Consider the following 10,998-nt stretch of genomic DNA (forward strand, 5'->3'; position numbering starts at 1 on the left):
TCTGTTTATAATTTTATCGACCTCAGGTTTATTTTTCAAATTAATAAACCTTGATGTTGTAAAACTATAACGATATAGTACACGCACGGCATTGTAAAATTAAAATGTAGAACTAAAAAGAACACAAATCGCTATAAATCAAATAGTTAAATAAATAAGTTAGCTATTAAAAAGTAGTTGACGGACTCAAAAAAAGTAGCTAGAAAAAGAAAGCAAATCTGCCCGAAATACTACATCATTCCCTATACAGCTTTAGCTTTATACCTTGTGACCTGTAGAAAAAACAGGGATATAGAGAGATAATTATCCTTATTACAAACTGTGGAATCTACTGCCGGTTTTTTCGAGTTTTTTTGTGAATTCTTCTTTAGAATAAGTCGTTTTATTTCGAATTTTAGTTCTGTAATTATAAATGGTGCTCATAGAAAGTCTCAAAAATGAAGCAATTTTCTCGCTGTCTTTAATACCAAGCCTTTCAAGGGCAAAAATCCGAAGTTCTGTAGTGAGTATTTCTCCTTCTTTGAGTGTGATTTTTTCTCCTTCAGCAAGAAGTGCATTAAAATCTGTAGTAAACTCAGGATAAAGCTTAATGAAAACAGCATCAAATTTCCTGTACAGGTCATAAAGTTCCTGATCTATGATATCATTTGATTTTAAAACATTCGTAAGATCAACAAATTGTCTGCTGATGGCTTTTTTGTAGAGTTTTATTCTGTAATCTTCCATTTTATTAATATACGACGAGCAGATATCAAAAAACTGGGCGATGTATTCTTCTTTTATATTATTAGATTCATTGAGCTGTTCGTTAAATACTTTAAGCTGATCATTAGCCGCCTGAAATTCTGAATTTAATTCCTGAAGTTCTTGTGCTGACTCTGAAAGTTCTTTTTTAATTCGGGACAAACGTCTCATCTGGCGATACACATAAAAAATCAAAACAATAAGAAAGCAACTGAGCACACTTACAGATACAATATAAATTTGAAGTTGTTTTTTATTTTTTTCTGCTTTTTTCTGATAAGCTGCATTTATAATCGAATAAAACTCTGACATCATCAGGGTCCTGAATTTTACATTGCAGAAAACCGCATCTTCCAGAGCCGACTTTGCATATTTATAGGCTAAATCAATCTTGTCATTGTAGTAATTATAGATTGCGAGATTCTGTATGGCTCCCTGATCTTTTGTTGCAGTTTCTATATCAGTAATTGCCGCCAGGGTATAATAATCAATTCCTTGTTCATATTTTTTATTGCGCATACTAATATTTCCTAAAAGATAGGCGCACATTGCGTATTGAGATTTTTTAAGTTCCTGATTGTAAAACAAGTCTTCGAGATTTTTTTTTGCCGCAGCGTAATCTTTATTATCAATAGAACGCAAAGCTAAATTTACTTTATATTCTGAAGACTGAGGATCTAAAATGGCCAGCAGTGAATCTCTATATATCCCAATTTGTTCATTGTAATACTTACTGGGATTATTAGTCGCATAATGCTCAAAAAACTCAATATAAAATTCTAAATAGGTCTTTTTTTGATTGTTTGAAAGTGTTTCGGTATCAATTGATTTCAATAATTTTTCAGATTCCAGAAAACGTCCGCTTGCTGAATAAAGATTCGCTAATTGCAGGACAGCATCTGTCTTGAAACTACTTTGCTTAAGTGAATCTGAAAGCTTTACATTTTTTGTAATAAAATACAAAGCAGAATCTATTTTATATTTTCTGTATTCTGTATATAATTTTTGATTTAGCAAATACTCGGCCTCAGGTGAGTTTTTTTCTTTAATAGCTTTTCTGATTTTTGAAGTTCTTTTATCTTTTAGAGCAGCATAATCTGCTTTATGCTGTATCGCAAAATCAAGTTTGAGTCTTAATGAATCTTTTACATTTCCAGAACAGATATTGATACACGAAATTAGTATAAGTGAGTATAGAACTTTCTTGAACAAAACTTAATGATTTAAATTACTACATTCCAATTCTTATTGGGTATTTGCAAATATATGCAAATTTGCAAATTACTTAAATTATTATTTTTATAATTAAATTTAGAATAGTTTGTAATTTGTATAGTAAAGGTAACTCTATGGTGCTAAAAAAGAATAAAAAAGTCCGTTTTATAAATGGACTTGAAGGTAATAAAAATCAATAATGTTAATTTCCCCCCTTCCCAAAAATTAGTTTTCTACGATTAGGTACATACACTGCTTTTGAAGTACATATAAGATACAAATTTATAGATCATTACTAAAGGCAGAAAACGATACGTTAAGTTTTGTGGTAAAATCGTGGCACATGCTGTTTTTCAAAATTACAAAATTCAGTAAATACAAGGGCTGCAGAGTTTAGGTTCGAAACTTTATTATAATAATATAATTTAATCATTACTTTAAAGCAACTATTAACCTTATTTTAATATTTTAGCGTAGATACACTAATCCAGAATAATCGCAATAAGATGGCAGAAATACATAGACGTCACACAACTGACTTTAAAAAGAAATCATTTTTGAAATCAAATATTTTTTCCATCAATCCCCAACAGGACATCCAAACCAAATTCCTTAAGCCATCTAAAGACAGGATCTACATATAATAGTTAGCCAATCTCTTTAAATCTTCCATAAAATTTATAGAAATTTGTCCAGTCAAGCTCACCACACTGCCAAAAGGCGCCAATTGAAGACAATTGGCGCTTTTTTTTATTATAACCTTACCTTATTTATTAGTCTAAAGAGCCACAGTAAGCTATTTTTTATTGCATCATTATAAAAAGGTGAGTGTATATCAAAGCTGAAAGAAAAGTTCCTGTGTTTAGGTTCTTCATCGATTTTCTCCTTCTGCAGCCGCAAAACCTATTTATTTTTGTGAAAGAATAGTGGCATATGGTATTAAAAAAAAACGAAAATTGAGTATTGATTAGAAGTACAAAAATTGGCTTCGAATATGCAGTTTTCCAAAGACAAAATAGGACCTTCAGCGGCCCTTAGCCCTGATTGCTTCGCCAGTTCGCTTCGCTCGTGTGCATTGAAATCCTTTTGTGCCGGGGTTTGGCACAAAAGATTGGAACGTATAGCGGGAACAGCTCCTAAATCAAAAAAAATATTGCTGATCTGTAAATTATGTAACAAAATAAGGGCAATAATCCCCTAATTTTGCCCTTTAAAATTCAGCCGTAAAACAACAATAATATCTGACTATCTGCAGCTGTTAAGTAGATTAAGAAAAATGAAGAAGTTTGAAATTAAAAAGGCAGGCCAGGACAAATGGCTTGTCGTGCACAACGAGGTTCCAAAATTTACCTGCCAGTTTGAGGATAAAAGATTTAATTATCAAAGGACCATTACAGGGCTTTCCAATCCAAAAGGCGATCCTAAAGAAGTGCAGCTGTTGCAGAGAATGGAAAAATGGCTCAGGGAGTATCATAAGGATAAAATAAACGGATAACAGCAGGATGATACTAATTTCAATTCGGATCAGGGAATATATTTAAATAATAATCAAATTTTCGTATCTTTATTTAAACTATTATATCTTGGAAAAATCATCCGTTTATTTTGATAGGATACTGAGTAAACTTGCCCAGAGTTACCCCGGGACCTGCGCATTAGAAGACCTGGCAGTACTTGTAATGCCAGCTTACAATGTTATGAAAATATTTAGCGAAAATATTTCCGTGCAAAGAGACAACCATGCAAAAATACTAGATGCCCTAATCCTGCTGGAGGATCAGGGGTATATTGTCCTGAATCCGGCTACAGATGAAAGTTCAATAACCATAAAAGGCCTAATCAAAATAAATAATACGGTATTTTTCAATTAAGTTTTTTTTTAAAAAGGGGTACTGAACTGTCTTAATATCCAAAATCCTGGGAACTCCTGTGTTATTGTTTAACTATTGTGTTTCGTTTTTAACTCTATAAAGCAATTACTTATCTGCAAAAACTTTTTTCCAATCATCTTTAATACTGATGACATGCCATTTGTTTTGTGCCGCTGCATTTAAGGACAGGTTATCTTTTTCCTGATAACTATATTCTCTGACTGCATCGTCGTGATTTACCAGCAATTGAAAAGAGGGATATTTATTTCCCTGAGAATATTTTAGCATGGCAATATCGCCAGCTCCGCCTTCATTGCCGCATGCAAAAACAGGACGCTGACCAATGTGAAGCTGAATTCCAACCGGCTTTCCTTCTTTATCATTTAAATGGTCTAAGGCAGCTTCTCTTTTTATACTATTAGAAGCATCATCAAATGTATATTTGAAAGAAGTCCCAACAACCTGATTTTTTGGAATACCATAAAAACCCTCTGAAATCGCTCTCACTACTTCAATTGTACCACCGGTTACGATATAAGTTGTAAATCCATTCGCCCGCAGATAATTTAATAACTCCAATTGAGGCTGGTATCTGATTTGTTTCAATGTTACATTTTTGCTCGGGTATTTTGCTGCACCAAAAAACTCCTTTACAGAAGCTTCAAATTCGTCTTCACTCATACCGGTATGAGTAGCTGCAAGTAATTCTATCAGTGCCTTTTCACCGCCATTCTCAAAAAAAGCTTTATCTTTTTCAACAACTGCCTTAAAAGGCTGTTGTTGGACTAATGCGGGATTTGCTTCTACCATCTTTTTAACAAGGAAGAAAGCAAACAATTCCTGAACATATGGTTTTTCGGCCCACAGCGTTCCATCATTATCAAAAGTGGCAATTCTATTTTCAACCGGAATAAAATCCGGACTTCCTTTTGTTGTGACTTTTTTTACGTAAGCAATAATATCTTTTTTCAAAGGGCCATCATTCCAGCTTGGCAGCGGATCCTGGCTAGTTGCAACAACTGCAATACTTTCTCTTGCATTAAAAGTTGTATATTTTTCTATTTTATTAAAAGAAACAAGGAAAAATAAAAATACGGGTAATACATATATTCTTTTCATAATATTATTTTTAATTTATTGAAATGCCTGAGTTCGGAACAACTCAAGCATTTTGATAGTTTTATGTTTTTATGTTCTGCGTGTAGCTTAGCTATTACTTTTTTTAAAAAATTATAAATTACTGCAATACCGGCTCTTATTTACCACCGCCGGTGGCGCCATTAGAGAGTATTTCCATAACTCCATCCAAATTCATAGTTCCACTCTTTTGACCTGGACCAGAGTACGTTGGAAGAGAAAGATGAAATGATGACTTGAAAAATTAATCAATAAATAAATTTAAAAAAAACAGCAAAGGTGAATAATCAATTATAATATATTTATTAAATCAAACAAAAACAGACTATTCTAGTCCCTTTTTTATTAGTTAAGACTAAAGTTGTTTATTTTATTGATATTATAAATCTCTCTAATATTATCTAACAGGTTCATAGTAAATTCATTTTTAAGGACACCAAAATCTTTATCAAAATAGCTTCTAATTAATAAAACTACCTTATCCCAGTCCAGAATAGACATTTTTAAGCGTTTATCCTGATTTTCCCCAAAAATTAAAAACAATTGTAAATCTTTTTGAATTTCAAGAACATACTCTTCATCAACATGACCGATCCAGATAAAACCATGTTCATCATCCACATTAATTAATTCTATGAGTGCGTTGTAAGCATCAGTAATCAAAGCATTATTTATTGATTCTCCCCAAGCTTTTTCTATCCAAAATTCTGTTACCACTTATTTTTAAATTATATTAATCTGCATAAAAAAAATAAAATACCAACAAAACCTAAAATTTAATTCAGTAGTTTGATTTTCAAACATTTCAAATGTATTATTTTTTTTTATAAAACGTGTCTTTTAAAATAAATGAACTTCAAACTAAGATTATTTTGTCGAAAACAAAGTAAAAAAAAGCAAAGTTAGTAAACTATGGAATTACAGACCAGAAAAAACGCGAGAATGCAATAAATGAAAATAGTAAGAAAGTCATTGATGCATGGCTTACATGCATTTATAGAAGAAAGTAATTTAGTTCTAGTGATAGAAAATTTCAATGCTTTGCTATATAGGTAACCATTTTAGGTATTAGTTTTGTATGAATAAGAGCGCGACGCGAGAGCATCATAATATCATAACAAAAAAAACATAACCACTTGTTTTATAGTTTATTGTAAAAAAATATTCGTAAATTGCTTAATAATTTAAACCTGTTTTTTTTAAAAATCAAAAATCAACATTATGAAAAAGTATATTTTAATACTAGGTTTTATGTTTTCTATAGCTTCATTTTCACAAAATATTACATCTAAAAGTGAGAATGCAAATGTGGCACAATATGAATTGCTAAAAAAAGTTAATGGATATTATCCAGATATAAGCTTAAGCGAAAAGGTTATCAATTTTTATGTCGGTGATAAAATAATTGACACGAAACAGGAATTTTCTATAAAAAACACAGAATTTACAAGTTACGTGCTGAGTATTAGTCCTGATAACAAAAGAGTAGTATTTGATTTTGTATCAGAAAAAAATGGAAAAATTTATGGTGCTGTTGTTGTTGTTAAGGAAAGTTATGTAAGAACAACTTTTAATGAAAATTTAGGACTGGTTGATATAATGGTTAATGGTAAATCCGTTTGTATACAAAAGATATAGCTTTTTATACATAAAAATAAAAAATCTTTATACTATAGGCTGCCCTATTTTTATAAAATTTGTAAAAGCAAACTACCAAGGGTTCAAAATAAACATGTTTAATTCTTTTATGTGGTAAAAGTATTACAATATTATTAAATTAATTATTATTTAAATAATTAATTTAAATGCAAAATTATCAATAGTACAGTGCAATATTTCTAATATAAACGGCTAATCAAAAGAATATTCTGTAATAGATTGTAAGTAACCAATCTAATTCATCTCTTAACATTTTAATAAATAGTACATTTGATATAAATGTATCAAATAAATGGAAAATAAAGAGAATATAAGAATCTTACTTACTGATGATGATGAAGATGAAAGAGAGTTTTTTGGTCAGGCAATAGCAGATCTTCATCTTAACTATCAAGTTGAGTTTTGTAAAAATGGAGTAGAACTTCTAGACCGACTTTATGATAAAAATACGGATATCCCTGATATCATTTTTTTAGATCTTAATATGCCCATCTTATCTGGGTTTGAAACTTTACAGAAAATTAGGGAAGATAACAGATTTAAAAATATTCCGATAATTGCCATTTATTCAACTTCCGCAACACCCGACGGGGTTAAAAATACTTTTAAATTAGGTGCAAATGCTTATATAGTGAAACCTATTTCTTTTACTGATCAAAAAAATATGCTCAAAAAAGTGATTGAAATCGACTGGATAGAAAAGTCGGCAAATGCTAAAATTGAATCTTTTGTGATTACACTTTAGTATTCAAAGAAAGAATATCTTTTAATATTATGCATTGATTTCTCTTATTTAATACCTAAAAATTAAAATCATGCATCTGCAGAAAAAAAACTTACCTAAGCAACCCGCCAGGATTTTCCGATCACTGGTATTGGTGCTTCCGCAGGAGGACTGGAAGCATTTAGGCAGTTTATAGAAACAATTCCTTATGATTCTGAAATGGCCTATGTTATTGTACAGCATTTGCATCCACTACATGATACTATGCTGACAGAACTTCTTTCTCGTGTTACCAAAGGGTTCTGTTGCATCTGTTAGAATCAAATATAAATATTTAAGTAATTTAAAAGTTAAAACTGCCAATTTACAGAATGATTTAAACATAGTTATAACTGGCATAACAATCTGATTATTTCTCAAAATATGTACAACTTCAATTCCGCTCAATGTTCGAGTGGCCGATTCAAAACTTCTATCGCCTAATCCGTTTTGTATCCCCCATTTTATAAATCGATAGCCCTGTTCGACAATTTTTTGAGATATTTACATTGTCGGATTGCTATTTGGGAAAGCGAACGTTTATTATAAACTTTAACAGCACTTATATTTGATCCGCTTTTATCAATATTTATTTTATCTGGTTTATAATTATTAGCAATTGCCTTTATTAAAAATGACCGAGCACTCATCCGCTATTTTCGTTTAGTCAATAGGAAATCAACTGGATGGTCGGATTTATCAATATGTTATTCATTTTCCAAAAGGACAAACGCCACCTGACAAATACTTCTGGAGTATACGCTCTACGAATTGCCAAGTCGTTATCTAGTAAATAATCCAATCAACAGACATTCTATTGGAAACAGAACTACAGGATTGAAATATGAGCCTAATGGAGATTTAGTGACTTAAATACTGCATAAATCTCCTAAAATAAAAGAATCCAATTAGTTACTGGTGCCTAAGGATACTTTTTATTATTTGATTCGAATATATGCTCGTGAAGAATCTATTTTTTATTGGTACGTGCTAAAAAAAAATCTTATTATAATCTTATAAAATAAATAATGAATTTTTTAAATAGTCCTACAAAGGTTAATGTGCATTTTTTGTTTAAATTTTTTCTTTTAGTTTATCTTAATGTTAAGATTACCTATAAACGCAATTTGCAGCTATCTAGTGAATAATTATTTACCCTTGCTGTTTTTTATCTTAAATATTTTTTTTTGAATAAGACTATTTACATTTATGTAAATTGATGCTTCAAAGTAGAAGGCATATTCACTTAGACCTTTTTTAATAAATGTTTACCAAATGAAAGACTCTAAGAATTTGAAAAACTAGTAATAAAATTATATTTAGATCGAAAGAGTCTTTTACAACTATAGCAATTTTCTGTTCCTTTTTATTTTCAATATTTTGAAATTTATTTTCTTACATTTATAAGATGAAAGCAATTAAAGAAGAAAATAATTTTATTGTTGTAGTAGGTACATCAGCAGGAGGCATGAAAGCCTTGATAACTTTGTTAGAACAGCTTCCAAAGGATTTTCCCGCGCCTCTTTTGATTGTTCAACACATCTCTGCTGATGCAACAGGAGATGCACTGCTAAATTCACTAAATAAAATTGGAAAACTCAAATGCATCCACGCCAAGCACGGAAATAGGATTGAATCTGGTCATATTTATCTTGCTCCTTCTGATCATCACTTGATGGTTGAAAACAATGGCACTCTTTTAGTAACCAAAGGTGCTCAGGAAAATCGCTCACGCCCTGCAATCGACCCTTTATTCAGATCAGCAGCAGCTTCTTTTGGAAACAGGACAATAGGACTTCTTTTAACTGGATATTTGGATGATGGGACTGCCGGTCTTATTGCTATTCAAAGATGTGGGGGTATCAGTATAATTCAAGATCCAGCAGATGCGGATTATCCTGATATGCCGAAAAATGCACTGAATCAAATGAAGCCGGATTATTGTATACCTATAGCAGAGATGGGCGGTGTTCTTTCTATTCTGATGACAAGAAAAACCAGTAAACAGCCGGCAATTCCAGAAGACATAATAAAGGAGATTAAAATAGCCCAGCGAGTATTAAGCGATCTTCCTTCGGTTAATTCTCTTGGCGAGCAGGTTCCCTTTAATTGCCCAGGCTGTGGAGGTGTTTTATGGAAAATGGATAAGGGTCCCGGCCTGAGATATCGCTGTCATACCGGCCATGCCTATACTGCTGCTGCTTTACTGGCGGAACAAACCGAAAAAATTGAAGAAACTATGTGGACCGCCCTTAGAATGTTCGAAGAAAGAAAAAATCTTCTCACCACTATCGCAAATGGTCAAAAAGGCGCAATGGCTGTCTCGGCCAGAGAAAGGGCAAACATGTCACAGATTCATATAGACAGGATAAGGGCAGTTTTATTGGCTGATGATAAATCGAGTATCAGTGATTCTCCAATATAATAGCGCAAGTATCTGCTACCGTTTTTCGATAATCGGATTATTTCCGATTATCGATTCATGAAATGTCAAAAATATTTGTAAAACAAGTTTAGGCAGTTTTATAATAATGCTCACCTCTGGAAAGAATAAAATGTACTGAAAGAGTTTTTTGATTTTATAGACAAACAATCTGACAAATCCCTTCAAACCCAACAATGGTATATTGTGCTTCTGACAAATTTGGAGTGGATACCATTTTTGCCACAAAAAGTCAAGCCTGTCTATTTTGAAGTGAATAAAGAAAGCTACAAAAAATAGATCTTCTTTTTGATGTGGGTAAAAGTTAACAATCTCTAAATTTAGGGATATAAAAAAGGCTAGGTGAACAAAGCTTAGAATACTAGTTTATCAGAATAAATATAAAACAAGAGAACAAGCTAAAAATTCTTTTTTTTGGTATATAGAAAATTTTTATAACACTCTTAGAAGGCATTCTGCTCTTGGAAATCTAGCAATAGTAGAATTTCAAAATCAGTATCTCATTTCTCCAAAATAAACATTTACGGGCATTGCCACTATTTTTACATTTGTACTGTCGAAAGAGAAATGATTAAAGTTCGTAAAGTATAGAATTCGCTTAAAAAAATTGAATCTTTGTGTTTTGCAATAAGATTATCGAGCCAATGGATTACAAATATTTAAGAATGATTTATAGACACGAATTATAACCTTACAACTCGTAATTTAAGCTCCTCCTGAAAAAATCCTAATTTCATTAGATTATTTTATGGTTAAATTTTAACATTGAAAATTCTAAATTCAAATCTTTCAAAAAAATAGGAAATGATTCTGGAGAATCTACCGTAACTTTTCCTTTCTTTTTATTTGCATATTCTCTAAAAAATAATGATCATCACACTCTTTAAAAAAAATGACACAATACAAATTATCACTAAAATTACAAGTGGTTGTATTTTTTTCTCCAGATTACGTACAAACCAAGAAATAATGCTGCAATAGAAAGTGCAATCAGATGACTGTCAATAGGAACTGAAGACTGATCTGTTGGATTAGGATCATTTGGATCTTCAAAATCCGGAGGTGGAGGGCTGTCTTGAGCAAATGCAATGGTGCACAAAAAAAACAGCAAAACGACATGGATTATCTTTTTCATATGGCAGGAGATATTAGTGCCAAAACATTTT

At 31.5% G+C, this 10,998-nt stretch carries 11 protein-coding genes; 7 read left to right on the forward strand and 4 right to left on the reverse strand.

Translation table 11 applies throughout. The annotated features are described in order from the left end of the window. Window positions 1-312: 312 nt before the first annotated feature. Window positions 313-1,956, reverse strand: a complete 1,644-nt coding sequence (locus tag EAH81_RS22080; RefSeq protein WP_140511166.1) for a DUF6377 domain-containing protein — start codon at window positions 1,954-1,956, stop codon at window positions 313-315. Window positions 1,957-3,235: 1,279 nt separating this feature from the next. Between EAH81_RS22080 and EAH81_RS22085 the strand changes: the two genes are divergently transcribed. Together EAH81_RS22085 and EAH81_RS22090 are read left to right on the forward strand one after the other, a co-directional pair. Beyond that, on the forward strand, window positions 3,236-3,454 hold the full coding sequence (locus EAH81_RS22085; RefSeq protein WP_140511167.1) for a hypothetical protein: 219 nt from the start codon (window positions 3,236-3,238) through the stop codon (window positions 3,452-3,454). 88 nt (window positions 3,455-3,542) lie between these two features. Continuing rightward, window positions 3,543-3,830 (forward strand): hypothetical protein, encoded by a 288-nt coding sequence (locus EAH81_RS22090; RefSeq protein ID WP_140511168.1) that lies wholly within the window; start codon window positions 3,543-3,545, stop codon window positions 3,828-3,830. Window positions 3,831-3,935: 105 nt separating this feature from the next. Here EAH81_RS22090 and EAH81_RS22095 read toward each other — a convergent pair whose 3' ends face one another. Both EAH81_RS22095 and EAH81_RS22100 read right to left on the reverse strand, forming a co-directional pair. After that, a complete protein-coding gene (locus tag EAH81_RS22095; protein WP_140511169.1) occupies window positions 3,936-4,949 on the reverse strand; it encodes an HAD family hydrolase in 1,014 nt (337 codons plus the stop codon). A gap of 363 nt (window positions 4,950-5,312) precedes the next feature. Continuing rightward, window positions 5,313-5,684 (reverse strand): hypothetical protein, encoded by a 372-nt coding sequence (locus EAH81_RS22100; protein WP_140511170.1) that lies wholly within the window; start codon window positions 5,682-5,684, stop codon window positions 5,313-5,315. A 504-nt stretch (window positions 5,685-6,188) separates the two neighbouring features. Between EAH81_RS22100 and EAH81_RS22105 the strand changes: the two genes are divergently transcribed. From EAH81_RS22105 to EAH81_RS22125, 5 genes are all read left to right on the forward strand, one after another. Further along, complete coding sequence (locus EAH81_RS22105; protein ID WP_140511171.1) at window positions 6,189-6,605, forward strand: hypothetical protein; 417 nt, start codon at window positions 6,189-6,191, stop codon at window positions 6,603-6,605. 313 nt (window positions 6,606-6,918) lie between these two features. After that, entirely contained in the window at window positions 6,919-7,371 is a 453-nt protein-coding gene (locus tag EAH81_RS22110; RefSeq protein ID WP_140511172.1) for a response regulator, read from the forward strand. A 129-nt stretch (window positions 7,372-7,500) separates the two neighbouring features. Then, a complete protein-coding gene (locus EAH81_RS28165; protein WP_410501118.1) occupies window positions 7,501-7,668 on the forward strand; it encodes a chemotaxis protein CheB in 168 nt (55 codons plus the stop codon). A 1,129-nt stretch (window positions 7,669-8,797) separates the two neighbouring features. Continuing rightward, the gene (locus EAH81_RS22120; RefSeq protein WP_140511173.1) at window positions 8,798-9,814 is read left to right on the forward strand and encodes a chemotaxis protein CheB; all 1,017 of its coding nucleotides are present in this window, start codon (window positions 8,798-8,800) and stop codon (window positions 9,812-9,814) included. 376 nt (window positions 9,815-10,190) lie between these two features. Then, complete coding sequence (locus EAH81_RS22125; RefSeq protein WP_140511194.1) at window positions 10,191-10,349, forward strand: IS3 family transposase; 159 nt, start codon at window positions 10,191-10,193, stop codon at window positions 10,347-10,349. A 402-nt stretch (window positions 10,350-10,751) separates the two neighbouring features. On the opposite strand, the gene EAH81_RS22130 is transcribed toward EAH81_RS22125, so the two are convergent. After that, complete coding sequence (locus EAH81_RS22130; RefSeq protein ID WP_140511174.1) at window positions 10,752-10,967, reverse strand: hypothetical protein; 216 nt, start codon at window positions 10,965-10,967, stop codon at window positions 10,752-10,754. Between the last annotated feature and the right edge of the window lie 31 nt (window positions 10,968-10,998).

This window comes from Flavobacterium pectinovorum, assembly GCF_006438875.1.
Taxonomy (GTDB): Bacteria; Bacteroidota; Bacteroidia; order Flavobacteriales; family Flavobacteriaceae; genus Flavobacterium; species Flavobacterium pectinovorum_A.